This is a genomic window from Calothrix sp. NIES-2100 (genome assembly GCF_963875285.1).
GTDB lineage: Bacteria > Cyanobacteriota > Cyanobacteriia > Cyanobacteriales > Nostocaceae > Aulosira.
In genome coordinates this window covers 6,291,730-6,317,881 of sequence record NZ_CAWNLA010000001.1, presented here as the reverse complement: position 1 = coordinate 6,317,881, position 26,152 = coordinate 6,291,730, and the positions used below count along the sequence as shown (strand labels likewise).

Sequence of the window (26,152 nt, the reverse complement as noted above, 5' to 3'; positions counted from 1 at the left end):
TGTATGTTATGGGGATGTGGATGATGAATGGGTAGGGAGAGGGCGCACAAACCGTGGGCGAAAAGAGGGCGGGGAGACCCCGCCCCTACGGGAATCAATAATTTGTAATAATTTCAGCCACCCCAATTTTCAGGACACGTTGGAACTTCATTAGAACGATCGGGATCTATTTGTCTAGAATTACATGATGATTTGGTTGGTGGCATTCCATAATTACCCCATATATCACATACTCCACAAGCAGTATTACCATCTACAAAACCGTCTTTAGTCATAACAGGACTTTTAATTACACATATATAGTCATCTAGTCTTATACCTCTAACAACTCTTTTATCTTTAAAGAACTCCTTAGGAACTTTACAATTTTTAGCTGGTAAAGTGTTTGATAAAGATAGTTGGGTTTGAGGAGTTTGATTTGCAGTGGATGAACAATCTGTCTTTTTATCATACTTACCAGAGTCAAAGTTTAATAAAGCAGTAAGATTTACTCTTGCCATTTCTAAAGAGCGTTGAGCAACAACTGCGTAATCAGAGTTTGTTGGTTCACCTAAGTAATTTTTTAAGCTATGAGAATCAAAGGCTTGACCAAGCTTGACATTTAATCCGTTAGTACCAGTAAATGATGGATGATTTTGATAACTTATCAAAGTTGGTAATGAGGGTAAATTAGGAGTACCAGCAGGAGTATTTACCAAATTTAATACACCATTACTCAATGCCGGAAAATCATCTGGACGTAGTAACGGGTAAAAAGTTCTTATTCGTTCGGATATCCTACCAAAATGGGTAAATGATGCAAAACTTAATAAAACAGTTCTATCTGCAAACTCTTGTGGTAATTTTTGAGCTATATCTTGCAGAAAAAAATTACCTTGAGAATGACCAATTATTACAAATTTTGCATGTTTTTTATCTTCACAAGATTTTTTTGCTTCGTCACTTTTCTCTTTATCCCTTTTTTTTATGGCTTCAATAATTTTATTTGTAATAACTTCACTATCAGGACGTGGGGCATCTAGAATTTGTCTAAGAGATTCAAAGAAGTCACCAAATCCACTTTTCCAAATTCTGGTAATCAGACTATCTGTCAGTAAAATTGTACCAGTTGGATTATGTGTAGGTACATCAATTCGAGGTGGATCTACAATTTCATTAAGTAAGCGAGATGATATTAGATTAACATCGTCTGCATAGCCTGTATTATCTGTTCTGATACCATTAACATAATAAACATATATAGGTGATTTATATTCATTACGAATGGATTGAACTGATGGATTCAATGATGGTAAAGTTTGATTTCGTTGATTATTATCGGTTTCAGGAGATTTTATAGGCTGAGGATTACTAAAAATATCATTTTGCGTCGGTACCGAATTCCCCCCACCATCATTACTAAAAATATCAACACCTTGCGCCACCAACGTTGTCCCGTAGGGGCGGGGTCTCCCCGCCCAAGGTTCCCCCGCAGCAACCCGACCATCACTCACCAAATAACAAGCCGGAGAATTAGCACCTAAAACACCGCATAAAGAAACAGCGATCGCTCTTTTCCAAAACGTACTACTAATAACCGCAAAAAAAGTAACTAACCCAATGAAAAATAATCTCATCTGACGCATGATGCACCTCACGAAAAATCATGAAAAATTGCGCGATCGCTCATCCCAAAAACAAGCGATCGCATCCCTAAAAAATCTAGAACCCAAACAACCCACGAACGCCGTTAATCACGTTTGTCGCTTTACCAACTGTATTTAAAACATCATTAATGTTGTCAATGGTGTCGCGTTTATCTGGTTGGGCGCTGGCTACATAAGGCGCACCTAATTCACCAGCAGGGGAATTTTCGACTTGCAAACCTAAATAAATCCCCGCTTGTGGTGCAGTACTTAAAAAGGTATTGATGGGGATAGCATAGTTAAATCCAGGCTTAATTAATCCTGCGATACTATTAGCCGCTTCCTCACTTAATCCCTCTTGTTGTAATCTTGCGGGATCTTCTGTATCACCCAAGCCATGAATCCCAATCACCCGTCCACCCGCATCTAAAACAGGCCCCCCACTCATCCCCGCCAGGGTGGTATTGGTATAAATCATTTTGTAGCCTTGTAACGATTGAGGCAAAAATCCTGATACCCGCCCATCAGTAAATTGACGGATAAGTTGCCCACCAGCTTCTTTTCCGACCGTTGCTAAACGCGGCCATCCAGAAACGAATACGGCTTTACCTTCACTCACTGTTTCCGAATTGGCTAGTTTCGCAGTTCTGTAATCTTTGTCGCTGCTAAACTCCACAACTGCCAAATCTACTCCTGGTAAAGGTTTCACCTTACTGTAATCAAGTTGGTAGCCTTGTTTGTCATGGGTGACAATGTTGTAATTAGCCTGATTTTTAACTACATGGTATGCAGTCAATACATAGTAAGTCTTGCTATCTTTAGCGACAATGACCCCAGAACCATGCCCATTATCGCTTTTAATTAAAACCGTAACTTCACGGGCAATATTGTTAACTTCTTCACCAGTAAGCGCCTTAGCAGCTAAAGGTTGAGTAATAACAATCGCACTGGCGATCGCAGTCCCCGCAAGTAAACCGGGTAATCCTTCGTAAAATCTCATAATTCCACCTCTAAATAATAATTTCCCCTTTGTAGGGGCGGGGTCTCCCCCATTGATGTCAACTTAAGCTCAAACACTTATCCCACAGACGTTTACCCCACCCCTCAATCCCCTCCCCTTGCCAAGGGGAGGGGAGGTTTTGCGTCAGCAAAGCCGGGGTGGGGTAACGTGGATCGTGATGGTACTTGAGAGATCTCTCAATAGCTTGGGTTTCACGTTAAGTTGACACGTATGGGTCTCCCCGCCCTCCCGAACCCTCCCGAACCCTCCCGAAGCCTCCCGAACCCTCCCGAACCCAACCCGTTTCCCTACCAAAGCCAATTTGCAGGTGACGGAGCAGGCGGTAGCTGAGGCTGAAAAATCACAGGCTCAGTTGTCGGCTGGTTGCGTCTACAATCTGCTGTAATCTGCTTGCTAATCAACCCTTTGGTGTGCTGTACAAAAATCTCCACAGGAACAGCCCAACTCAGTTGGATCATTTGCTGGTATTGCACCTCATTAGGTACAGAACCATCCTCAAAGACATAAGGATTTCCCCACAGAGGATAGGCGTGTTGTCCATTAATACCGACTAATTGGCCTTGAGAATTGAGGACTGGCCCGCCACTCATACCCTTGCGAATATCGTTGGTGTAGCCAATTTGATAGCCTCCCGCGAAGGCTTGGGGGAGGATGAGAGAAACTTGTCCCGTTGTGAAGACAAATCCCGGTGAACCAAAGGGAAACCCACTCGCAAAGGCTGCATCTCCTGGACATAACTGTGAGGAACTATTGAAAGAGGCGATCGCATAAATTTCCCCGCGACTAGTGAACTGCAACAAGCCCAAATCATTGCTGTCAAACTCACCTACTCTTGACAAAGCCGCTGGATAAATTTGACCATCAGGAGTTTGAATTCGATATTGCTTACCGTCACCTGGTGTAAGTACGTGTTCGTTAGTGAGAACGGTGTAAACTCGCCCTTGGCGATGAATCAAAATTCCTGAACCAGATGTTTCGCCAGCAAAGACTTTGACTGTAATTGATTTGGCAATTTCGTTAAGTTGTGTTGTTGATAATTCCGGTATTTGGGGAATTGATGCAAAAAGATTCACACCCAGCGCCTCTACAGGCCGATCAATTAACCAACAGCTAATACAGACAATCACAAACAGCGATCGCCAATTTATCCCCACACTTACCAAGCCAAACCACCACTACTAGCCGGGGAATTTGGCTGACTTGCAGGTGTATCCGTTGGTACAGCCCCATTATTGACAACTTGAGCTTCTTGCAAGAACTTATTTATATCAACTACAGAGTCGGCTTCGGATGCATTTGTGCTTTCGTAAAGTGGCCCAGCTGCACCAGAACGAAGGTTAAATAGTTGTTGAATAGTACGGGCTGCATTCTGTCCGGGTTTGAGGGTGAATAGCAATTTTTCTGAAGTGCAAGGAGCACCTCCATTTCCAGCGCAAATTGCAGGTTGATTATTTAAATAAGCAGCGGTAATGAAGTTGAGATTACCTTGTTCATAATGCTTTTGAAATCTTGCAGAAACTTCCTCACAGCGTTTTTGCGGATTATATCCCGCACCTGAGAAGTGCTTAGAAACCCAGCGAACTATCACCACCGTACCCCGTGGAGTATTGGCTAAGGTTGATGGAACACCTTCGCTAGCACCACAGTAAAAACTTGTGCTTTGAGCTTGACTTGGTTGATCGAGGGTGATGATTGCACCACAAGCGAGAAAACTTACAAGAACACACTTGGTTAACTCGGATTTACTCAGAATAGTTGTTAGTAATTGCAATTTCATGGTGATGCTCAAATCCTAATAATTGGAAACAGATACATCGGTTGATTATCCTAATCAGATTCTTCCCTTATGCCAGCTAGCTATAACGTTTCCAATCAAGCTATCGGGAATCTTCATCTTAAATTTAAATGTTGTATAATAAGTAATTATTTACGCTAGTTTTGTAAAATTCTTCAGTATATCCACTAAAAAAGCGATCGCACTGGTAGGCGATCGCTAATTAAGCGTAATTATGCATGTTTTAGCTGGAACTTTAATTCAAAGAAATGTCCGCATTCATCTATAAATTGGCAATCAATAGTCAACCGTAAAAATACAGCATTTACAAACATAACTAAAGCTGATTGTATGCTTCAATAGTCAATTGTCAAAAATTCTCAACTATAGACTCTTGACAACCCTAGCCTTGAGTTAGTAAGCAAGTTGTGTAAGTGCTAAAAAATATTGTTGACTTGCATAGCAATTTTTTATGAGAGTAAACCAGAAAAAATTATAAAAAAATAACTTATGAGTCTCATAAATTATTGCAAATTTCTGCATATAGCATAAAAATGCTAGAACTTAGTTACTTATTGTAGAGCATCTTTGCAATACTTAACTATCGTTCTAATGAATAAAAGTTAACATAGATTAAAAATAATAAATAGCATCTTATTTTAGTAAATATATCAGGCTAAATTGAGAGTAAGCTTAATAATTGGAGCCTAGTTAAGAACTTACGTAACTGAAGCGCAAACAAACATCACAATCCCAAGTGTAAAGTCCATATTCGCATTCCAGAGGAATAATAGTGTGGATGATTGGCTGTGATCTGATGAGTGCGGAAAACTTACTAGGTTATTCAGCAAGCTGCTAAAAAGCCTAGCTGAGCCAAATCACCAAGAGCAGAAACCAAAGCAATCTTAACAACAAGACGTATGATGATAGAGAAAATTTTGCTGGCTGTATCTGGATTGGGACATGCGGAAGAGATGCTCAAAGCATTGAAAGAAGTGCCATCAATTCAAAGTGCAAAAGTTACAGTATTGCATGTAGTTAATGCTAAATCTAGCGCTTCTGCTATGACTGACAAGTGGGAAGAAGGTGGTAAGATTCTGGCTAATGCAATTCAGATTTTGAACTTAGATCCTAGCCAAGTATCTTCAATCTTGCGCCAAGGCGATCCCAAAGATGTGGTTTGTCAGGTAGCTGATGAAATTGATGCTGACTTGATTATCATGGGTTCACGGGGACTCAAGCGACTGCAATCGATTTTATCGAACTCAGTTAGCCAGTATGTATTTCAACTGTCATCTCGTCCGATGTTGCTGGTAAAAGATGACATTTATGTGAAAAGAATTAACCGCGTTATGGTGGCGATGGATAATTCTGATTCGGCAAAACATTGCTTGCGTTTGGCTTTGTTCTTGCTACGAGATATCCCTGGCGGTCAATTGATTTTAACTAATGTTAATACAGATTTGCGTGGCAAATCATCGGAAGTAAACGAAATTACCCCAGAGAAAAATTCAGTTTTAGCAGCAGCAGTTGCAGAAGCCGAAAGACAAGGGGTGAAAGCGCGTTGTTTCACCAGCACTGGTAAACCAGGGGAAGAAATCTGTCGTTTAGCAGACGAGTTAAGCGTAGATTTATTGTTGCTAGGTTCTCCAGATCGCCGTCCATCGGTAGCTAAGAGTTTTGTCGATATAGATCGGTTGATTGGCGCTTCTTTGTCTGACTATGTTCGAGTCAATGCTACTTGTCCTGTGCTGTTGGCACGAACTACTAGTTAAGGTCACAATAAATTTAGCGGTTGATAAACAAAAACCCCTGCACCACAGGTGTAGGGGTTCTTTATTCGATAAAAAACGTATTAACTATCTTTTTTACCTTCGCGGCTGGCAGTTTGGATGTACAGAACTATCAAAAATACAGAGGGAACAAGTACGAACAGAATGCTCGCTACGAACCCCAGGTCATTAACTTGCATGGCAAGAAAGCCTCTCTTAAATTTCCAGTCAACAACATTTAGAATAGCATCTTGAGGTACTCACCCAGATGAATGAGGGGGATTCTTAAAGGATGTTCCTGCGGGGACTAAAACCCCCTTCGTCACCCTTTTTCCTGTCTCTTAGGCTCTTTTCTAGACGTTTAACCCATGTCTTACGTCCCCGCCAGATCGCCTCCACAGGCAATTTATTTACCCTCCAGGAAGCGTCCCTCCCCAGAGCCTTTCGCAAGGCGAACCTGACAGGCTACGTTTCTGCCCTTGGAGTCCAGTTATGGATATCCTGCATGGGTCGTCACCCCTACCTTGCGCTCAGTTAAATTGTACCGCAGAACAGTAATCAACAATACTTATCAAACATCCTCTAAGGCTTAGTGACAACGCTGACAGGCCCATTCACTAGGGTTTGACAAGCAAGGCGGTAGTTTTCCGGTTTTTTCTTCAATTTTCGGTTTTCTACATCTGTGCGGGGGGAAAGATTCTCTATGCCTTCCACAATCTCGACTATGCAAGTACCACACTGGCCATAGCCGCCGCAATTTGTCATTTTACCAATCAATGTATATATATCAATGCCATTTTGCATTGCCTTGAGCCGGAGATTAGCATTATCTGCCGCGATTACTTCTTTATTTTCTTTAACGAATTTGATATTACCCATAGCTGATACCTTAGGAACTAAAAGCTTGGCTTTTGTACTGTTGTTAACCAGGCTTGATATACTAATTTAAGTCTATATGAAAAAATTACATATTATTAATAATTGTCAATTTTTGTAAAGTAAATATGGCAAAAAATAGGACAGGTACTTGAACCTGTCCCAGAAATTTAAATTCAATTAACTTACCTAAATCCAACTGCTGCTTGCCAAACAAAAGCAAGTAACAAGAAGAAAACGGGAATTACTGGCAGAACATCTACCAAAGGATCAAAAATTTGGTAAGCTTCCGGCAATTTTGCTAATAACAGTGCTGCTTCCATACTCGTTTAAATCCACCTATCCAACACAGCGTTTCATAATTGATAGGTATCTTAACATGGTTTGGGCATTGGTCATTTGTCATTTGTCATTGGTCATTTGTCATTGGTCATTGGTCATTTGTCATTTGTCATTCTCTTTCTCCCCACACTCCCCACACTCCCTCATCCCCTCATCTCAATCCAGCCAGTGAGCAAATTCTGTGGCGAAGCGATCGCTTAATATGGCTTCGCGGATACTTTGGGTAAAGCGAATCAGTTCTGTGATGTTGTGAATGCTCAATAAGGTGTAAGCTAAAATCTCTTGCGATCGCACTAAATGCGATATATATGCACGAGTAAAATTTTGGCAGGCATAGCAAGCACAAGTTTCATCTAAAGGCGCAAAATCTTCACGAAATTTAGCATTCTTTAAATTCCAGCGATCGCCTTGTACGATTGCTGTACCATGTCTAGCCCAACGGGTGGGAATGACGCAATCAAATAAATCGATACCAGAAGCGATCGCGATCGCCATCTCTTTATAAGTACCTACACCCATCAAATAACGCGGCTTTTCGGGTGGTAACAATGGTGCGGTTGTTTGCACAATCTGCGCCATCAGTTCTGGTGGTTCTCCTACACTCACGCCACCAATTGCATATCCAGGTAAATCTAACTCAGCTAAAGCCAAAGCAGCCTGCGATCGCATATCTAAATACACTCCCCCTTGCACAATCCCAAATAGTGCCTGATCGCCGCGTTTATGAGCCACAATACAGCGTTCTAGCCAGCGGTAGGTACGCCCAGTTGCAGCTTCTACTTCTTGGCGAGTCGCTGGGTAGGGTGGACATTCATCAAACGCCATAATTACATCCGCCCCTAGAGTATTTTGAATCTCTATCGAGCGTTCTGGCGTTAATTTAATAATTTGCCCATCATGGGGAGAGCGGAAAGTTACTCCTTCTTCAGTAATTTTTCGCATCTCACTCAAACTAAATACCTGAAACCCACCGGAATCTGTGAGCATCGGGCCATTCCAACCCATAAATTTGTGCAATCCCCCACCTCCAGCCACAATTGCTTCCCCTGGTTGGAGGTGGAGATGGTAAGTATTAGACAATACCATCTGTGCCCCAGTATCCTTAAGTTGGGCTGGAGTCACAGTTTTGACATTTGCTAGTGTCCCCACTGGCATAAATCTTGGGGTTTCCACAGGGCCATGAGGGGTGAAAAATACCCCAGCCCTAGCTTTTGTCTTACTACAGCAAGCAAGACATTGAAAAGAAAAATTGGCGCTCAAGGCAAAAGTAATTTTATTTGGCTAATTTATCGATTGTATGTCTTTGTGTCTTTATGGTAAAAAGGTGATCCTGAATCACAAAGCGACATAGACGCTCATCGTCTTCCCGTACTGCGTTGGGCGTAGCCCTTACAGCAGGGTAGACACAAAGAAAAATTCATCTATAACACTGTTATTTAAAATGAGTCGGAAGAGTCATCATCAATTTCCGCATCCCATCTAGCTGAAAGTACTTGCTCCATCATGGCTTCGATGGCGCTGATATTCAAATTCCGCTCTTTTCGCTCTTGTAGGGGAGTTGTCAGGGGAATCAGCCGCAAACACATACCTTCTTGCATCAAATCAAAGTAGGTTTCCTGTTGCGCGGACTGTTTGAGTTCTAAGTAATCAAAACTATGAACATTCAGGTAAAGCGCATGGTTAGCAACTAAAGTAGACCGTTGCGGGTTAGAAAATACTTCCATCACATCCCCATCACCCTCACTTTGTAACTGACCTTCTTGGGTGTAGATGTAGTGGACTCGACCTAAGTCAGCCAGCAATCGCCGGATGTCGAGCTTATTCACAATAATGCCCGTGTTAATAATGCACGGAGCTGGTATCTTGGTGTCGGGTAGATAGTGACTCATAAGGAAATGGGGTATGAGCTAAAGTGAGGTGCAACAGCACAAAATATTGAAGTCAACACTGTGTACTCCCTACATTTCAAAAATATCAATTTAAGAGCGCGATCGTCCAACGACCTGATTTAGTCAATAGTCAATAGTCATTGGTCATTGGTCATTTGTCATTGGTCAATAGTCATTGGTCATTGGTCATTTGTCATTGGTCATTTGTCATTGGTCATTTGTCATTGGTCATTTGTCATTTGTCATTTGTCATTTGTCATTTGTCATTTGTGATTCTCCCCACACCCCCCACACTCCCTTGTCCCCTCATCCCCTAGCCCCTAATATGACTAAACTGCCTTCTTTGGGAAAAAAGCTGTTGCTTAATTTAGCAGCAAGCGTAATATTTTATACTGTAATTCCTTTGCCGAAACTGAACGGATTGGAATTTGGGGGAGTGGCGCGGTTAGCTCCACTAGTAGGGTTGTTGATTGGGGGAATTTTAGGGTTATTTGATATCGGCATGAGTTATTTGGGTATACCAATATTAACTCGTAGCGCGTTAGTAGTCAGCCTGGGGATTGGCATTACTGGAGGGCTGCATTTGGATGGAGCAATGGATACTGCTGACGGTTTGGCGGTAGGTGACCCTGAGCGCAGGCTAGAGGTGATGGCAGATAGTGCTACAGGTGCATTTGGCGCAATGGCGGCGATCGCTCTAGTATTGCTCAAAACAACAGCCTTGACGGAAATAGAAGCAAACCGTTGGCTGATCTTGATAGCGGCTTGTGGCTGGGGACGCTGGGGACAACAGCTAGCGATCGCTTGTTATCCTTACCTCAAACCTACAGGAAAAGGAGCGTTTCATAAACAAGCCATACAGTCTTATAAAGATTTGTTACCGGGATTGTTATTGCTCCTAGGTGTCAGTGGGTTACTATTTTTGCTACATCGCCAACAGATAATTTTGGCACTAGCAATGGTAATCGCTGGGAGTGCGATCGCCACTGTGACTGGTGCATGGTTTAACTATAAATTAGGCGGACACACAGGTGATACTTACGGCGCTGTCGTTGAGTGGACAGAAGCCTTGTTTCTTTGTGTGTTGACTGCTTTTTGAAAGGGAATAGGGATGAGGGACTGGGGTTGGGGGGACTGTTGACTGTTGACTGTTGACCCTTAACAAATGTTACTTAATAGCTTGCAACTTTGTCACCTTCAGTTTAAAGTTGCCAACGCCAGTTTCCCCAAAAGAACGGACGCGAATTATATAAGTGCCTGTTTCTGCAATGCGGGTAAACAATAGGGAATTACTGCTACCATCGGGGCCGTCATCATTTTCTGCTAAAGTTGCGCCATTGGGTGCAAGCAGTGTAATAATGCTGTCAAAATTTTCCGAAGTCAAATCAACTGCTAAATTATCGCCTTTATTTAATTTCACCGTATAATCACGGGCAAATCCACCTTGACCTGTCGGAATATCTTTCTCTGAGAGGGTATCTGAAAACTCAGCACTACTAGTAGTTAAAGGAATTGGACTATATAACTTATTTTGAGCAAAAGCTGCACTTGTACTTAAACTAATTGCCAGTAATGTGGCAGGAAAGATAATTACCCGTTTCAAACCTGTTGCAATACCTTTACCGATCATTTCAATCAATGTTCCCACAAAAACAGGGTTATCTGGTCAATTATAGAGTTCTCGGAAATAGCTGCCTATGAATTATTTGGCTATCAGTTTTTGACAGTAGTAGCCAGTGCTACTAACCCTGAAACAGCAATTCCCCTATTATTAAGTGTTTTTACCGCCGAAACGGCAGTAGCACCTGTAGTATATATATCATCCACTAACAAAACTGGGAATTCCGGATGGCGATCGCGAAATTCTGACCCGACCACAAAAGCTGTGTCCAAGTTTTTTTCTCGCTCTGATACTGATAACCCAAACTGAGGCTTGGTTTCTCTAACTCTTTCTAGACCATTTAGTTTGAATTTTAACCCAGTTGTTTGGCAAAAGCTTCGGGCTAAAAGTGCAGCTTGGTTATAGCCACGTTGTTTTTGCTTACTGGCGTGAAGTGGTATGGGAACGACAATTAGGTTTTGATTGCGTTTTGGCGAATTTAATAACCAAGCCTCTCCTATCCATTCGCCCAAAGGACGAGCGATTTGCGGTTGATTTTCGTATTTTAGTGCCGCGATCGCTCTTTTTAGGGAACCACCATAAACTCCCCAGCTAAACACTGGTAACGGCTCTTTCCATAAAATATTTGGGTCTTGGAGGTGACATTTTTGTAACTGTCTTTCACAGTATTCACACAGTTCACGAGATGTACTTCGTTGACACAGAGGACAATGGGATTGGAGAAAAAGATTAAGTAAGCCTTTTAGGGCGCTTTTTGCAAAAATCACGGTATTTGTCAATGGTCAGTTGTCAGTTGTCATTTGTCATTTGTCTCCTCAGCCCCCCTTCCTTTTCCTCCTTGTCCCCCTTGTTCCCCTCATCCCCTCATCCCCTCATCCCCTTTCCCTACACCTCAGAGCCGGTTGAGGTATTTGACATAAACGCGATCGCACCTTGGGGTTTCTACTCCCGTTGCTGATTTATAGCCGTTACTCTCATAAAGTTTGACTGCTTCTACTAAAACACTGGCGGTTTCAATCCAAATTTCTTGAAAACCACGGGCGGCGATCGCTGCTTCTAGCTGAAGTAACAAATATTTCCCTAGTCCTATACCTCTAATGCTGGGCAATAAATACATTTTCCTTATTTCTACGGCTTTTTCACCGCGATTTACTGGGTAGTATGCCCCAGTTCCTACTAACTGCCCTTGGTGTTCAATTACCCAAAACTCACCGCCTGTGGCTAAGTAGCATTCTTCGACTTGTACCACATCTCGGTCAGCACCGTTTGGTTCCCAGCCCAAACCGTATTCTGATAATACATAACTGATAACTGCGGCAGCGCTAGTGCGATCGCTCTGCTCCCAGTTACGAATCAAAAAGTCTCGATAATAATCTCTCATCGGAAAATTTTCAATAATTTTTAATTTTGAACGGGAGCAAAAAGAGAGTCAAGTTTGCACAGAAAATTTTTCTGGATCTATATCCCAATTTACCCAACGAATCGCAACTCTGGCAGAGTTGATCGAAGGCGGTACTCTTAATGTATGAATTTTTGCCGTGCTAGGGCAAGTCATTTTTAAAAGATGTATTGGCTCAACATCAACATCAGCATCAATCCGAAGTAGGGTGTATTCTTGCCAAGAATCGATGACTTGCGCTTTTAATTGCTGACAAATGCGATCGTAGCCTATACCTTGGATTAAAACGCGTCTGAGTTCAGCATTGTCTTCTTCTAAAAGCCATTGTGCTTCCCATTGCTGGGGGTGCAGTTTGCCGTATTTCTCAGGTAGTTTGACACCATGATAGTAGTATCCGGTATGCCAGCGATCGCTAAACACAATTGCTGGTTCTGCGATTATTACCTTACAACATTGACCTCATACAGGTAGATACTGAAAAGCTATAGTAGAAATCAAAACTAAGTTTCTATGTGATAATGAGTCTACCTCAGCCAATTGGACGTCAAAAAGAGGTGCTATATCTGCCGACGCGCGGGCACTTTGCTATATTAGGAACTGCGGGAAGTGGTAAGACTACACTTGCTATTTTGCGATCAGCTTTTCTGAGCAACACAAAGACTGAACATTGTGGTAAGACATTGTTAGTTACATTTAATAAGGCGCTTGTAACTTACTTAAAACACCTTCAGGATAGCAAATTAGTCAACGTAACTATCGAGAACTACCATACATTCGCCAGGGGATATCTCGCTTATCGAAATAAAATGTCTCGGAACACGATTCTTGATCCAGATCGTCGCGAAGCTTTAGTGAAGCAAGCAATTGAAAATGTTTTACAGCATTATAGTTTGCACCCTTTTTGTAACTATCCTGTAGAGCTTTTATCAGAGGAACTCCGCTGGATTGCACAGTATGGCATTACCACTTACAATGAATATCAAGATTTTGACGTATTTCGTAGTGCAGAAATGCGTTTTGACAGTAAAGAACGGAAGTTAGTCTTTGAAATTTATCAGACTTATCTGAATCTACGTCAGCAAAGTGGTAAGAAATACGACTGGGACGACATAGCGACTAGTGTTTGTGAAGAATTAGATGCTGATAAATCAGAACGTCTATATCAACACATCGTCATTGATGAAGGTCAGGACTTTTCGCCACAAATGATTCGGTCTCTTGCAAAAGCTATTCCTTCGTATGGTTCGCTGACATTCTTTGGAGATGTTGCACAGCAAATATATGGACATCGGATATCTTGGCGAGATGCAGGACTTGACATTAAACAAGTTTGGGAATTTAAAGAAAATTACCGTAATACTAAGCAAATCGCCAAACTTGGACTGGCTATTTCCAAGATGCGGTATTTTAAAAGTATCTCCGATTTAGTAGAACCAGTTTCACCACCGGCTGATGGTCCGTTACCAACAATAGTTGAATTTTCTTCTCCTGATGAGGAAAAACTGTTTGTTGTTAACCAAGCTATAACATTAGCTAGGACGCAGAGTGTGGCTATTCTTTTTCGCGATCGCCAAGATGAACAGATTATCCAACGGCTTTTACAAAAAGAGTCAAGATTAACAACTATTCGTCTACATAGAGATATGACAACTTGGCAAGCTGGCGCAGGTATTAGATATGGAACTTATTATTCAGCAAAAGGTCTTGAATTCGACGCAGTTATCTTGCCATTTTGTAATAATAAGAAACTACCAGACCCCGCAGCGGCGGAAGCTTTCGGTGAAGAGGATGCAAGTGCCCAAGATGGAAGAGTATTATATGTTGGTGTCACACGGGCAAAAATACGCCTTATCATAACTTATTGCGGTGAAATTACAAATCTTTTACCAAGCGATACAAGCCTTTACGAGAAGATAATAAGATGATTGATTCGATTAAGCGTGAGGCTGAAAGTCGTGGAATAAAGAGGCTTTGTCACTTTACTCCATCGCGTAACCTGGTTCATATTTTGACAGGGGGAGTAGGAATACTGGCAACAAAAAATTTACAAGAAACCGAGCGCGGTGTTTTTACACAAACTGATTTAGAGCGACTAGATAGGCATGAAGGATACATATGTTGTTCAATTCAATATCCTAATGCTTGGTATTTTGATAAGGCTAAATCAAAGGATATTTTATTCCAAGATTGGGTTGTACTGTTGATTAACCCTAAGTATCTTTGGATGTCTGGTACTCTTTTCTGTCCACGTAACGCTGCATCGGGTTATGGTAGAGGCATTATTGAGGGTGAGCAGGGATTTAAAGCTATTTTTGCCGATGCTATTACTGGAGCCTATGGGAAAACCAGACAGCGATCAATGAATCACTTACCCTGCTCCCCAACAGATGATCAAGCAGAAGTACTAATACCTGACACAATTGGAATATCTGACATTTTAGCGATTGCAGTACTAAGTGAAACACAGGCAAGAAATGAAGCAGTACGTCTCAATTATGTGGGTATTCCAGAAGATAAATATAAATTTGTATTAGCACCAGATTTATTCGATAAGCATAAATTAAGCAACTTGATTCGCTCAGGTAAGCAGCCAGATGAAATACCTTGGACAGTAAGGGAGGAATAATGAACAGCAATGAACAGCACATACATAAAATCTCCCTGATCACAAAAGGACAAGGTGCATTTCTTGGCGCAGCTGTTGGGGATGCATTGGGATGGCCTCAAGAACCAGAGGCTAAGAGAATTGATAAAAAGACTGTTTCTCCAACAGAATTTCTAGATAATGGATTCCAACAATGGGTGCGAAAGACAGGGGGGCAATATTTCCCTCATCAGGAAGTCATTCTTGCTGGGGAGTATAGTGACGATACGCAGCTGATTCTCTGTACTGCCAGAAGCTTATTTTATGGCGCACGGTGGTGGCATCATTTAACTAAGCGAGAATTACCAACTTGGACTTCTTATGAACGAGGAGGAGGAGGAGCAACAAAACGAGCAGCGCAACAGTGGCTTGCCGGAATAGAGCCTTGGTCTTCTCAAGAGAAGGATAAAAAGCGATATTTTAACGCAGGTGGAAATGGTGTGGCGATGCGAATACTGCCTCACTGTTTGCTAAAGGCGACAGAAACTAATTTTGAAAAAATTGCGAAAAATATTGTTGCTAATGGTGTCACCACTCACGGTCATCCCAGAGCTTTGGTGGGTGCGCTTGCTTATGGTTTTGCTATCTGGGTAGCATTACGAGAGCAGAATACCCTACAATACGGTGCAATTATTGAGAAAGTTTTATCTAAAGTTAATTGTTGGTCTGCTCTACCAGATTTAAACGATATATGTCCGACTTGGAAAAATTCAGCTTTAGAAATTAGTAATGGGCAATATGATAAGTCGTGGCATGATAGTACTGATGAAATGTTGCGACTTCTTGAGCTATGTCAAGAAGGAATGAAGCAAGGAGCGCTTTCGATTGAGCGAGAAGTTATAACTAAACTTGGATGCTTTGATAAAAATATTAAAGGAGCAGGAACAGTAAGCGCTGCCGCTGCTATATTTATAGCATCACGTTTTGCTGCGAATCCTTTTCATGGTCTTTTAGAAGCAGGATTCGCCTATGGTGCTGATACTGATACGCTTGCTTCAATGACTGGCGGAATTTTAGGCGCTATAGCAGGAATTGAATGGCTAGGAAATTATGCAGCAATAGTTCAAGATGCAAAGTATATCCAAGATACTGCTGAACGTTTAGCCAGAAATCAAGATGAAGATTCACAAACTAAACCAATAGATAATCCCAGAACTAAAAAAACTCAGATTGATTCTTTAATTAAACAACTCGAATTATCAAAATCAGCTAATACAATACTGATTCCAGACGGCAGAAAAGCCAAAATTTCAGATACCGTAAATCATCCATCTTTATCTAATTCAACAGTAGTAATATCATGGAAGCTGATTACGACTGGTGGTCAGTCTCTATACATTAAAAAGATTTCACGTACCAAAAATAAAACTGAGATTCATACTGGTTCCAAATATTTAAATATATCTGACTCTAATGTTGATTTAGAACCAGTTAAAGTGCAAAATTTAGGTATTAGAATTCCAGTTAAAAATATGGATAAATCTCGGTTTTTTTATGAAAAAGTATTAGGAATTAAAGTTGAATCAGAATCTAGTTTTTTAGTAAAATGCGGAAGCATTATATTAACTGATTTAGAAGAGTATAAAAAAATATACGGTTTCTCTTCTGAGATGAATAAACCGTCCATTATTAACACTATTGACCTGGTAGTTGAGTCATTTGATGAAGCTTATAATAATGTGAGCAAGGTAGGAGCAAAAATCATGAAAGATGATTCAAAAAGCCATCAAAGGCGCTTCTTTTACTGTCTTGATCCTGATGGCAATCTGATCAGAATTTATGAAGTAAAGTTCTAATTAAAAAATATTGGCTTGCATGAAGTTTTGTTGAGTTCCACTAGATAATGGACTGATATTGGAAATGTGATTGTTACCGAGTTCTAAGTAAGCCAGATTGATTAATGTAGAAAGTGGACTTAAGTCGCAAATCTCCTGATAATTAAGGTTAAGTCCGGTCAAGCTTGTAAGTCTTTGCTCTGCTTTATAGCAATTACAAGTTTCAGCTTCCGTTAATAGCACCTCAACTGTATGTTTGGGTTCAGTTGAGAGGCTATCTTTATGCAAACACCAGTCAGCAAAGCGGTGAAAGTTCGGAGTCTGGTTTGGCTGTACTTCAGACATTGGGTATTAGCTGGTGGGGAAATTCTAATTTAGAATACCCAAGTTGGTGTATATCTCAATTAAATTACCATCGGGATCGCGAAAATGAGCCGTGCGGATTCCCCAGTCTGGACGGTCTGTGGGTGGAGTCATCAAGATGCCATTATGGTCTTTAAGCCGTTGATAAACTTCATCCACGTTATCGACAGCAAAAATCAAGGATGTTTTATCCTGGCTGGCGAAGGACGAATACTGATTGATGCTGGGAACGACTTGAACCATGAACTCTTTCTTTAACAAAGCTAGTGGAAGAGATCCGGTACTAAACTCAGCGTATCCAGTTTCCTCATCACCCCAATCTACATTCAAACCCAATAAATCACGGTAGAACAAAAAAGTTTCTTTGTAATTGGAAACGAGCAGTCTGAGGTGTGTTAACTGAAGTTTCATAATTAATGTACGTTAGTTTACTAACTATGAATTCTAGGCTCTGAGTGTAATGTTTCTAGCAACTGACTTTCAACAAATGCTAGTTCATCAAGCCGTTGCATGACAATTTCTCGGTCAAAATAAGTATCAGCCAAAACCCAATAAGTACCGAAATGTCGCGCTTCTGATGCCATCAAACCGCGATAAAATTTGGCTAATTCTGGCTCAGGACAGTGTGTAGCTAATAATCCTAAGCGTTCATGACTGCGAGCTTCAATTAATCCGGTAACGAGTAATGAATCTAAAAATCTATCTGGTTCTTGGGGACGAACTTGAGCTTTTAAACCCGCACCGTAGGGAGGTGGTGGTAAAGGTGCAAGGGGGATGTGACGGCGTTCTAGCCACTGATTGACTAGTTCAAAGTGTTCTAGTTCTTCACGAGCGATCGCAGTTAATTCTCTGACCATTTTCGCATTAGAAGGGTAGCGAAACATAAAATTTAACGCCACACCCGCTGCTTTGCGTTCGCAGTGGGAATGGTCGAGCAAAATTATATCTAAGTTAGCGATCGCTTGTTCTATCCAAGCCGAACTGGTGGGTTGTTTAAGGGCGTTGATTGTGGGTAATGCTGTAAGCACAGGATGAAAAACTCCAGATATCTCAATTTCGCTGACATAGCCCAGCACATTGATTTTAATCTGGTCTGGGGCGATCGCAACTGAGCAGGCGATCGCACCTTGAATTTTAGATTACCAGTCTATTGGTTGGCGATCGCGGAAGAATCCACCAGTAGCATCGCTATCATCAAGAGTTGCTAACCAGACAATTGTATCTACTCCTTGTTCTAGAGTTCTGGGTGCATTTGCTCCACCCATATCGGTTTTTACCCAACCGGGACACACCGAATTAACTAAAATATTTGTCCCTTGTAATTCGCTAGCAAAAATTCGGGTGACAGCATTCAACGCAGTTTTAGAAATGCGATATGCTGGGGAACCTCCCCCCATGTCATGTAGTTGTCCCATCCCTGAAGAAACATTGACGATTCTGCCGTAATTCTGTTTTTTCATCAGCGGAACTAAGGCTTGCGTCACTCGCATAACACCGTAAACATTGGTTTCTAGTGTTTGTTTTAAGGTGTCGATTTTGGCATCGAAAATACTATTGCCACCGACTTGAGCATCAATGTATATGCCAGCGTTATTTACTAATACATCAAGTTTACCAAACTCTTTGTTAATAAATTCGGCTAATTTCTGGCTACTTTCATCACTGGTTACATCAAGCGGCTGAGAAATTACATCTAATCCTTCATTTTGTAACTTAATCGCCGCCGAATTACCTTTAGTTTCATCTCGACTGGTGAGAATTAATTGATATCCTTGTTTAGCCAATTGGCGGGATGCTTCCAGTCCTAAACCGCGATTTCCACCTGTGACTACTGCCACTTTTTTATTTGTACTCATGGTTTTTTCTCAGGTTATTAGAGATTCATTCAGATCCCCGACTTCTTCAAGAAGTCGGGGAGCTAGACAGCAAGCTTGATGCTAATTACGCAAGAGCATAATCAGGGTTATATTCTACTAATTCGATTTCGTTGCCATCTGGATCATTGACATAAATTCTATGCTTGGTTTCTGCGGCTGTCATTGTATAATAATCAATGCCTTTCGCTGACAGCAATTCTTTCATAGCTTCGCCATCATTAATCACGAAGCCAACATGATTAATCCCAATGCTTTCGTAAGGCTTATGTACTCGTTCTTGTTTTGAATCGTCATTCAAAGCTAGATAAAATTGGTTGTTACCAAAATGCATCCAGCGATCGCCATTAAATACCCCTTCGGCTCGGACATACCAATCTGGGAATAGAGTTTGGTAAAAGTTTTTCGTCGCGTCGATATCTTTACAAGAAAGGTTGATGTGTTCAAAGCGAATCATGTTCATACTTTGCTCCTGTGAATTGGAAAGTAATATTTTTATTTATTAGTTATGAGAATCTTTGAATTTTACAGAAATGTATCTGTAACATCGAAAAATCAGGAATTATCCTCAAGCTTTATCTAAGAACATCATGATGACAAAGCCCAACATCACACCGATGGTTCCTTGTTTTTTTAAGCTGGCGTAGACGCCTAGCGTCTTGTCGTTAGACATCACACCAATGACTAGGCTTTCCATAGCTGGGGTTATTGATTTCGTCTAAATAAATCATAGTCGAAATGACTATGAGTTGCAACAACTGAAGATAAAAAAATCGCAGATGTTTTTGATCTGCGATCGCGTAATAGTCATTTGTCATTTGTCAGTTGTCAGTTGTCATTTCTCCCCACACTCCCCACACTCCCCCACACTCCCCCCTCACCTGCTTCCTCATGTGCGCCGATTAACCAGGGTGGCGCTAGCTTGATCGACCGGCATCAGGACTACTTCATTGATATTGACATGAGGCGATCGCGTCACGCAGAAAAATATCACATCTGCTACATCATCAGGAGTCAGGGGAGTAACTCCTTGGTAAACTTTTTTGGCACGTTCAGTATCGCCATGAAAGCGCACCTCGCTAAATTCCGTTTCTACCATCCCCGGATCGACAGAAGTCACCCGGATGGGAGTGCCTAACAAATCTTGTTTTAAGCCTTCAGAAATGGCTCTAACAGCGGCTTTCGTACCACAATAGACATTGCCATTAGGGTAAGTTTGATGTCCAGCGATCGAACCAATATTTACCACATGACCGCGATCGCGTTTTACCATCCCCGGAACCACATAGCGGGTAAGGTAAAGTAAACCCTTAATATTGGTATCAATCATTTCTTCCCAATCCTCAAAGCTGCCTTCATGCAACTTGTCTAAACCGCGACTCAGTCCAGCATTGTTGATCAGAATGTCTATATCAGACCAGGAGGGGGGTAGGCTAGAAATAGCAGCTTCCACAGCAGCGCGATCGCGCACATCTAGCTGTAATAAATGAATTTCAGTATGAATATCTTTACTAAGTAAATCAGCTAACTGCTGTAAGCGTTCCCACCGTCGCGCCGCTAAAATCAATTTTGCACCCGCAGCAGCAAAAACTCTGGCACAAGCAGTGCCGATACCACTACTTGCGCCAGTGATGAGAACGATTTGATTTTGCAGGGAAATCATTTTTAGTCAAGAGTCAAGAGTCCATTGTCCATTGTCCAATAATTCGGAACTAATGACTCATTGAAGAGGGCAGGGGGGATGAGGGAGATGAGGGAGATGAGGGAGACAATCTGCATTGTGAATTGATGATGCCTTTTGAGGCTTTTAGCTTGGTTAACGAGGCTTTTATCTTGGTTAACGAGGTTTTTAGCTCGGTTAATCAGGCTTTTAGCTCGGTTAATCAGGCTTTTAACTCCGTCAACGAGGCTTTTAGCTCGGTTAATCAGGCTTTTAACTCCGTCAATCAGGCTTTTAACTCCGTCAACGAGGCTTTTAGCTCGGTTAATCAGGCTTTTAACTCCGTCAATCAGGCTTTTAACTCCGTCAACGAGGCTTTTAGCTCGGTTAATCAGGCTTTTATCTCCGTCAACGAGGTTTTTAGCTCGGTTAATCAGGCTTTTATCTCCGCTAACTAGCCTTAATGCCCCATGCCCCATGCCCAATGCCCTGGTGGCTGAGCGAAGCCGAAGCCAATGCCCAATTTATTTTTTCACCACTTGTAGACGCTGCGTCACCATTGTCATACCATCTCCCCGCAGGATTACCGCCGAAAGCCATTGGCTACCGGGGGTAGATGGTGCGCGGCCAATTTTAAACAGCCCGCCGGAATTGAGTAATTCCAAATCCACAGATGAGGGGCTGAGATATTTATCTGCTTGTACAGGTTCTTCTATTGCTGTTCCTAAAATAAACTCATCGCCTAACGGTTCTTGAACGATCGCATCAAAATTATATTGCTGTCCAACTTTGACTTGTTGTGGTAACTTAACATCAACTTGTGGTGGTTTACTACCAGAAGTGAGTAGGGTACGTTCCGATAAAATATCTTGACGAACGATTTTTCCAGCTGTAATCTGCTGACGTGACTTAATTGTGGCATTGAGAGCCAGATTATTACTGTTGGCAGAAGGTAAGCCAGTTATATTAGTTACCGTTTCCGCGACAATACCATTGCCTTCAGATTGCCAAGATTGCAACTGAGTGGTGTATCTTAATTTGGGGTATCGCTTCCAGAGGTCAATTAAGGCTTTTTCTAGGGTTTGGCGGTTTAAACCATCACCATGAACAAAATTAGGGCTGTAAAATTCGATTACCTTTTTCACATCGCCTTGGCTAGCAGCTGCATCAATTTGTGCTAACAAATTGGTCAATTCAGGTGGTGCGTTTTGGGCGATTTTGCCAGCCGCTAGACTCTCAGATGGGGTTTTTCCGAAGTTTAGTAATTGTCTTGGTGTACTAGCTTGAGAGCATTGCCAAGTACTTGCTATACCAAATGTCAGTATCGATAAAATTAGCCAGATGCTGGCTCTTAATTTGCGGTGGCGTTTCAGTAATAAAGTAATAATGTTAGTCATTGGCAAGAGTTTACTGATTTCACTAGATAAGGTAGGAAATTGTTTTATCTTAGTTAAGCTAAGCGCTAAATGGTAGAGGTTTAATGGTAGAAGAAGCACCGATTAGGTTATTGATAGCCGCCAGTGGTACTGGTGGACACTTGTTTCCGGCGATCGCACTGGCACAAAAACTGCCAGAATATGACATTGAATGGTTGGGTGTTCCCAATCGTTTAGAAACTCAGCTCCTTCCCAAGCAGTATCAATTGCATACTATTGCAGTTGAGGGGTTTCAGCAAGGTTTTGGAATTTCTTCTGTTCCCATTTTGGGTAAGCTGATCAGTTCGATTTTAAAGGTAAGACGAATTCTCAAACAGGGAAAATTTCAAGGCGTATTTACTACCGGCGGTTATATTGCTGGCCCGGCGGTGATTGCGGCGCGGTCTTTAGGAATACCCGTAGTTTTTCACGAATCCAACGCTTTACCTGGTAAAGTCACGCGCTTTTTTGGCCCTTGGTGTAGTGCTGTAGGCTTAGGATTTGAAGTTGCTGCCCAGTATTTACCCCGTGCTAAAAATATCTATGTGGGTACTCCTGTGCGATCGCAATTCTTAGATGAAGGTAATAATCCAGCGCTAGATTTACCTGTTCCTGATGGAGTTCCCTTAATTATTGTCTTTGGTGGTAGCCAAGGCGCAGTCGGTATTAATAAATTAGTTCGCTCATCTGCACAAGCTTGGTTTGATGCTGGAGCTTATGTAGTGCATTTAACTGGAGATAACGATTCAGAGGCTGATAGTCTCAAGCACCCGCAGTATATAGCTTTATCATTTTATAACAATATGGCGGCATTATTGCGCCGTGCAAATTTAGTGATTAGTCGTTCTGGTGCGGGTAGCTTAACAGAATTAGCGGTGTGTGGTACACCAGCGATTTTGATTCCTTACCCCTACGCAGCGGAAGACCATCAAACCTATAATGCCAAAGTATTTACAAAAGTAGGTGCAGCCTTAGCTTTTCAACAATCAGAGTTAACGCCTGAGATATTGCAAACTCAGGTTTTGAACTTGTTGAACTCACCCACAGAATTAGCCAAAATGGGAGAGAAAGCAAAAGCGATCGCTATTCCCGACAGTGCTGATAAATTGGCACAATTAGTGCGTGAAGTCGTCGAGAGATAAAAAGAAGTTGCTCAACGAAGGTATATTTTCCATTAACAGAGGTTTATGCGTTTACCTCAGCCAAAATATCATCATTCATAGATACTTCTTTTGACTTTTTGTATAGCGACAATTTGCTTTGTTTAACCTGGTTGAATTTTTCCAGCTACCCAAGTTGAATTTCTCTCCTCTGGTTCATCAATGTAGAAATTAAATTCAGACTTGAAATCCTGTAAAAAAACAATCAGTTCTGTCGCTTCTAAATGAGTTTTAGCTGGATAAAATTCGTAACTTAAACCATTCTCATCAGTGACATAAATAGATTTTTCTGGATTGCGATCGCCATTTATCCAAGATATCCGGCTTAATATCGAACTTGGCAAATCGACCAGCTTCTCTAGAAAAGACCAATGGTACTTTTCTCGATATTTTGGAGATATAGAAGTAATTAGAGTGTATTTATTACTTTCTGTATGATAATAGGTAATCCAAAATATTAGCTCATTAATCTGACCGTACCATCTTTCACATGGCCCCGGTTCACTCATATCAGTAGGATTAGAAACCGGAGTAACCGGAATAATTTTTTGGAGTTCAGCTAGGCTAATATCGACAGTAAACTCTTGCTCAAAAAAGTGAATTTGATTTGCACGCTTATCAACAGCATAATAATCATCGTAGTACGCACACCATTCTTCGGCTTGTATCCAGTTGATCATACCTATCTCACAATCTTCTTTTGATAAATATAGGTAAGTAAAGGACTCACTCCTTTGCAATCTGCTGTAAAATCTTTATTCGCCTTGATCTCAACTTGAGCAATAATCAGAGAATTATGCCAAATGAAGATGACATTTTGATTCGTCTGCCGATATGCTGAATTTATAACGAGTTCTCATTTAGAGCGAATCAGAATGTTGACAGATAGGGTTATGCAGCAATTGTCCTATAGTCCTTTAATTATTACATTGTTCCTAGCACTAGCAGGGCAGTCAGCTATGGCTAAGAGTTCGATAAATCATGCTCAAATGGGGATTAACTATGTACAAATATCTCCGGATTTTGCTGATAACAATGCTATAAAAGTTACTCAAAATCCTAGTGTAATTGATGAAAAAGCAGCTTTAAACTTAGTTGAGAAACTACCACAAGTAAAACGCAAAGACAAGGAAATTGAACGTCTTTCTCGGGGAACTATCCGTGTAGCGACGATTGTTGATAGTTCACCAACGCCAGAGACACCTTACTACACAATTCGAGTTGTAGAGAATCATGTAGACCATGTTGACACAATTTATATATTTCGGGTTTTGAATCCTAGTGGTGAGATCCAAGTTTACGATATTCTCAAAGATGAATATATACCACTACGAGATTGGAAACCTAACTAGTTGGAAAATGGGGCATTGGGGAGGCAGTGCGTTGGACGGGTTTCCCGGCTTGAAGCAACTGCCGTCATTGGGCTAGAGAAGAGGGATTTTCATCCTTGATTTTGGGTGCGATCGCTCTGTTATTGGAATCAGCAATGCCCACCCAAACTATGATATAGTCGGCAATGCCCAACCTACAACTAATTGTGCCAGGATAATTCTCAGTTTTACGCAATCAAAACAATGACTGAAAACAAGCCTTTAAGTCCTTGGAATTACAAGCCTTGGTGGTGTCAGCCTTGGTCTATACTCCTCACAGGTGTAACCATAATTAGTGGTAGCTGGTTACTATTTAAAACTATTTGGTTAACAGTTCTGATTTCTATTCCTATATTGACTTGGATGGGCTTTTTTGTGTTAATTTGGCCGCAGCTAATTATGCGCAGTGGGATTTTAGATTCCTATCAAAATAACAATCTAGAAAATTGAGGAAACAGTCCCTCAAGCAAACGTGAATTATTAAGAACTCACCCACCCTCAATTCCTGTCCTTTAGAGGTTGTTTGAAAAGTTGCAAAGTTTACTCAAAACCTCACTTCCATTCCTCTCTCCTTGCAGGAGAGATACTTTGAAACCCCCCTTCCCTTGTAGGGAAAGGGGGTTGGGGGGTTAGGTTGATAAGCTAATTCTGACTATTTTACTTCTTGCATATTTTTCACAATTTTTGTCACCAGATTTCTCGGTGTAAATCTGACAATTTCAGCAAGTAATCTATTTTTTAACCCAGGAATTGCCACAGTTTTACCTGACATTAAAGCCCGATAACCGATTTTGGCGACTGTTTGTGCATCCATCATATTATTACTTTCTGCTTGTCTAGCACCTGCAATTCCAGTTCTTTCATGAAAAGCTGATTCTGTTGGCCCTGGACAGAGGGCTGTGACAGTTACACCTGTACCTTCTAATTCACTCGCTAGTGCTTGTGAAAATGATAAGATATAGGCTTTAGTCGCAAAATAAACAGCCATTAAAGGGCCTGGTTGAAAAGCAGCGGCAGAGGAAAGATTTAATACTTTACCTTCGCCTTTCTTTACCATGTCTTTCAGGAATAACTTAGTTAAATGGGTGAGACATACTAAATTTACTTGTAACATCTCTAATTCAGTTGTTAAGTTTGTCTCATGAAATAACCCATGAATACCAAATCCTGCATTATTTACCAGGACATCAATCTGAATTACTTCTTGTTGTAATTCAGTAAAAATCTCTTCAGGTGATGTTTGTAGAGATAAATCTTTGACAATAGGTTTAACAAAAATTCCAAATTGTTTTCGGATTTTTTCAGCTACTTCAGCTAATTTTTGCGCCATTCTATCTACTAATACCAAATTGTAGCCATTCTCAGCAAAAATACATGCTAATTCGTAGCCTATACCATTAGCTGCTCCAGTAATCAAAGCAGTTTGTTTACGCTTAATTTGGTGTGTTCTGTTCATCTGGGAAAATATATGAATTTTACTAGATAGAGCTTTTGTGAATTTTGAGAGATTCAACCTCGGAACAAACCAGATAGGTTTGAGGTCGTTACTCTTTTAAATAACTTGTTTGACAT

31 protein-coding genes and 1 pseudogene are annotated in these 26,152 nt (G+C 41.2%); 8 read left to right on the top strand and 24 right to left on the bottom strand.

Translation table 11 applies throughout. The features are described 5' to 3' along the window. Positions 1-113: 113 nt before the first annotated feature. The 4 genes from AACU32_RS25675 to AACU32_RS25660 all read right to left on the bottom strand — a co-directional run bounded on the left by AACU32_RS25675 (position 114) and on the right by AACU32_RS25660 (position 4,423). On the bottom strand, positions 114-1,625 hold the full coding sequence (locus tag AACU32_RS25675) for a hypothetical protein (RefSeq protein WP_096604008.1): 1,512 nt from the start codon (positions 1,623-1,625) through the stop codon (positions 114-116). Positions 1,626-1,701: 76 nt separating this feature from the next. Then, positions 1,702-2,625 (bottom strand): S1 family peptidase, encoded by a 924-nt coding sequence (locus AACU32_RS25670; protein ID WP_096604007.1) that lies wholly within the window; start codon positions 2,623-2,625, stop codon positions 1,702-1,704. A 308-nt stretch (positions 2,626-2,933) separates the two neighbouring features. Beyond that, complete coding sequence (locus tag AACU32_RS25665; protein WP_339378273.1) at positions 2,934-3,800, bottom strand: S1 family peptidase; 867 nt, start codon at positions 3,798-3,800, stop codon at positions 2,934-2,936. 2 nt (positions 3,801-3,802) lie between these two features. Continuing rightward, positions 3,803-4,423 carry a COP23 domain-containing protein gene (locus AACU32_RS25660; RefSeq protein WP_096604005.1) on the bottom strand — a complete coding sequence of 207 codons (621 nt, stop codon included), beginning with the start codon at positions 4,421-4,423 and terminating at the stop codon, positions 3,803-3,805. A 920-nt stretch (positions 4,424-5,343) separates the two neighbouring features. On the opposite strand from AACU32_RS25660, the gene AACU32_RS25655 reads away from it, so the two are divergent. Then, complete coding sequence (locus tag AACU32_RS25655; protein WP_096608173.1) at positions 5,344-6,195, top strand: universal stress protein; 852 nt, start codon at positions 5,344-5,346, stop codon at positions 6,193-6,195. Positions 6,196-6,275: 80 nt separating this feature from the next. Here AACU32_RS25655 and psbM read toward each other — a convergent pair whose 3' ends face one another. The 5 genes from psbM to AACU32_RS25630 all read right to left on the bottom strand — a co-directional run bounded on the left by psbM (position 6,276) and on the right by AACU32_RS25630 (position 9,299). Next, positions 6,276-6,392: a photosystem II reaction center protein PsbM gene (psbM, locus tag AACU32_RS25650; RefSeq protein ID WP_096604004.1), complete on the bottom strand. Its 117-nt coding sequence runs from the start codon at positions 6,390-6,392 to the stop codon at positions 6,276-6,278. Positions 6,393-6,774: 382 nt separating this feature from the next. Further along, a complete protein-coding gene (locus AACU32_RS25645) occupies positions 6,775-7,071 on the bottom strand; it encodes a 2Fe-2S iron-sulfur cluster-binding protein (RefSeq protein WP_096604003.1) in 297 nt (98 codons plus the stop codon). Between the two features lie 182 nt (positions 7,072-7,253). After that, positions 7,254-7,391 carry a photosystem II reaction center protein K gene (locus AACU32_RS25640; protein WP_006195022.1) on the bottom strand — a complete coding sequence of 46 codons (138 nt, stop codon included), beginning with the start codon at positions 7,389-7,391 and terminating at the stop codon, positions 7,254-7,256. A 175-nt stretch (positions 7,392-7,566) separates the two neighbouring features. After that, on the bottom strand, positions 7,567-8,670 hold the full coding sequence (gene tgt, locus AACU32_RS25635) for a tRNA guanosine(34) transglycosylase Tgt (protein ID WP_096604001.1): 1,104 nt from the start codon (positions 8,668-8,670) through the stop codon (positions 7,567-7,569). 176 nt (positions 8,671-8,846) lie between these two features. Beyond that, entirely contained in the window at positions 8,847-9,299 is a 453-nt protein-coding gene (locus AACU32_RS25630; protein WP_096604000.1) for a hypothetical protein, read from the bottom strand. Positions 9,300-9,642: 343 nt separating this feature from the next. On the opposite strand from AACU32_RS25630, the gene cobS reads away from it, so the two are divergent. Beyond that, complete coding sequence (gene cobS, locus AACU32_RS25625) at positions 9,643-10,398, top strand: adenosylcobinamide-GDP ribazoletransferase (RefSeq protein ID WP_096608172.1); 756 nt, start codon at positions 9,643-9,645, stop codon at positions 10,396-10,398. A gap of 69 nt (positions 10,399-10,467) precedes the next feature. Here the strand turns inward: cobS and AACU32_RS25620 are convergent, their stop codons facing one another. From AACU32_RS25620 to AACU32_RS25605, 4 genes and pseudogenes are all read right to left on the bottom strand, one after another. Continuing rightward, on the bottom strand, positions 10,468-10,929 hold the full coding sequence (locus AACU32_RS25620; RefSeq protein ID WP_096608171.1) for a PPC domain-containing protein: 462 nt from the start codon (positions 10,927-10,929) through the stop codon (positions 10,468-10,470). A gap of 83 nt (positions 10,930-11,012) precedes the next feature. Next, positions 11,013-11,699 carry a ComF family protein gene (locus AACU32_RS25615; RefSeq protein ID WP_339378272.1) on the bottom strand — a complete coding sequence of 229 codons (687 nt, stop codon included), beginning with the start codon at positions 11,697-11,699 and terminating at the stop codon, positions 11,013-11,015. 113 nt (positions 11,700-11,812) lie between these two features. Next, positions 11,813-12,301 carry a GNAT family N-acetyltransferase gene (locus AACU32_RS25610; RefSeq protein ID WP_096603998.1) on the bottom strand — a complete coding sequence of 163 codons (489 nt, stop codon included), beginning with the start codon at positions 12,299-12,301 and terminating at the stop codon, positions 11,813-11,815. Positions 12,302-12,349: 48 nt separating this feature from the next. Continuing rightward, a pseudogene (locus AACU32_RS25605) lies at positions 12,350-12,751 on the bottom strand (DUF6745 domain-containing protein); the annotation flags it as partial. Positions 12,752-12,837: 86 nt separating this feature from the next. On the opposite strand from AACU32_RS25605, the gene AACU32_RS25600 reads away from it, so the two are divergent. From AACU32_RS25600 to AACU32_RS25590, 3 genes are read left to right on the top strand one after another with little or no spacing between them, the layout of a single operon-like run. Continuing rightward, on the top strand, positions 12,838-14,244 hold the full coding sequence (locus tag AACU32_RS25600; protein ID WP_096603997.1) for a 3'-5' exonuclease: 1,407 nt from the start codon (positions 12,838-12,840) through the stop codon (positions 14,242-14,244). Next, positions 14,241-14,945 (top strand): DarT ssDNA thymidine ADP-ribosyltransferase family protein, encoded by a 705-nt coding sequence (locus AACU32_RS25595; RefSeq protein WP_096603996.1) that lies wholly within the window; start codon positions 14,241-14,243, stop codon positions 14,943-14,945. The genes AACU32_RS25600 and AACU32_RS25595 overlap by 4 nt, the downstream gene beginning before the upstream one ends. Continuing rightward, entirely contained in the window at positions 14,945-16,759 is a 1,815-nt protein-coding gene (locus AACU32_RS25590; RefSeq protein WP_096603995.1) for an ADP-ribosylglycohydrolase family protein, read from the top strand. Before AACU32_RS25595 ends, AACU32_RS25590 begins: the two co-directional genes overlap by 1 nt. On the opposite strand, the gene AACU32_RS25585 is transcribed toward AACU32_RS25590, so the two are convergent. The 9 genes from AACU32_RS25585 to AACU32_RS25545 form a co-directional block, all read right to left on the bottom strand. Then, positions 16,760-17,083 (bottom strand): leucine-rich repeat domain-containing protein, encoded by a 324-nt coding sequence (locus tag AACU32_RS25585; RefSeq protein WP_096603994.1) that lies wholly within the window; start codon positions 17,081-17,083, stop codon positions 16,760-16,762. A gap of 24 nt (positions 17,084-17,107) precedes the next feature. Further along, on the bottom strand, positions 17,108-17,512 hold the full coding sequence (locus tag AACU32_RS25580; RefSeq protein WP_096603993.1) for a VOC family protein: 405 nt from the start codon (positions 17,510-17,512) through the stop codon (positions 17,108-17,110). A 20-nt stretch (positions 17,513-17,532) separates the two neighbouring features. Beyond that, entirely contained in the window at positions 17,533-18,129 is a 597-nt protein-coding gene (locus tag AACU32_RS25575) for a tRNA isopentenyl-2-thiomethyl-A-37 hydroxylase MiaE (protein WP_096608170.1), read from the bottom strand. 111 nt (positions 18,130-18,240) lie between these two features. Then, on the bottom strand, positions 18,241-18,957 hold the full coding sequence (locus tag AACU32_RS25570; protein ID WP_096603992.1) for an SDR family oxidoreductase: 717 nt from the start codon (positions 18,955-18,957) through the stop codon (positions 18,241-18,243). Positions 18,958-19,042: 85 nt separating this feature from the next. Then, positions 19,043-19,438: a VOC family protein gene (locus AACU32_RS25565; RefSeq protein ID WP_096603991.1), complete on the bottom strand. Its 396-nt coding sequence runs from the start codon at positions 19,436-19,438 to the stop codon at positions 19,043-19,045. Between the two features lie 202 nt (positions 19,439-19,640). Beyond that, on the bottom strand, positions 19,641-19,793 hold the full coding sequence (locus AACU32_RS25560; protein WP_339378271.1) for a hypothetical protein: 153 nt from the start codon (positions 19,791-19,793) through the stop codon (positions 19,641-19,643). A gap of 71 nt (positions 19,794-19,864) precedes the next feature. After that, positions 19,865-20,638, bottom strand: coding sequence for an SDR family oxidoreductase (locus AACU32_RS25555; protein WP_096603990.1), 774 nt, complete (start codon positions 20,636-20,638; stop codon positions 19,865-19,867). A 2-nt stretch (positions 20,639-20,640) separates the two neighbouring features. Beyond that, positions 20,641-21,114, bottom strand: coding sequence for a hypothetical protein (locus AACU32_RS25550; protein WP_096603989.1), 474 nt, complete (start codon positions 21,112-21,114; stop codon positions 20,641-20,643). A gap of 45 nt (positions 21,115-21,159) precedes the next feature. Beyond that, positions 21,160-22,032 carry a hypothetical protein gene (locus AACU32_RS25545; RefSeq protein WP_096603988.1) on the bottom strand — a complete coding sequence of 291 codons (873 nt, stop codon included), beginning with the start codon at positions 22,030-22,032 and terminating at the stop codon, positions 21,160-21,162. A gap of 83 nt (positions 22,033-22,115) precedes the next feature. Here AACU32_RS25545 and murG point away from each other — a divergent pair, with 83 nt between their 5' ends. Further along, positions 22,116-23,192 (top strand): undecaprenyldiphospho-muramoylpentapeptide beta-N-acetylglucosaminyltransferase, encoded by a 1,077-nt coding sequence (murG, locus tag AACU32_RS25540; protein WP_096603987.1) that lies wholly within the window; start codon positions 22,116-22,118, stop codon positions 23,190-23,192. Between the two features lie 122 nt (positions 23,193-23,314). On the opposite strand, the gene AACU32_RS25535 is transcribed toward murG, so the two are convergent. Next, entirely contained in the window at positions 23,315-23,890 is a 576-nt protein-coding gene (locus AACU32_RS25535) for a hypothetical protein (protein ID WP_096603986.1), read from the bottom strand. A 195-nt stretch (positions 23,891-24,085) separates the two neighbouring features. Here AACU32_RS25535 and AACU32_RS25530 point away from each other — a divergent pair, with 195 nt between their 5' ends. After that, positions 24,086-24,562: a hypothetical protein gene (locus AACU32_RS25530; RefSeq protein WP_445223191.1), complete on the top strand. Its 477-nt coding sequence runs from the start codon at positions 24,086-24,088 to the stop codon at positions 24,560-24,562. A gap of 222 nt (positions 24,563-24,784) precedes the next feature. Beyond that, on the top strand, positions 24,785-25,030 hold the full coding sequence (locus AACU32_RS25525; RefSeq protein ID WP_096603984.1) for a DUF6737 family protein: 246 nt from the start codon (positions 24,785-24,787) through the stop codon (positions 25,028-25,030). A gap of 202 nt (positions 25,031-25,232) precedes the next feature. Here the strand turns inward: AACU32_RS25525 and AACU32_RS25520 are convergent, their stop codons facing one another. Continuing rightward, positions 25,233-26,036 (bottom strand): SDR family NAD(P)-dependent oxidoreductase, encoded by an 804-nt coding sequence (locus tag AACU32_RS25520; RefSeq protein ID WP_096603983.1) that lies wholly within the window; start codon positions 26,034-26,036, stop codon positions 25,233-25,235. Positions 26,037-26,152: the final 116 nt, after the last annotated feature.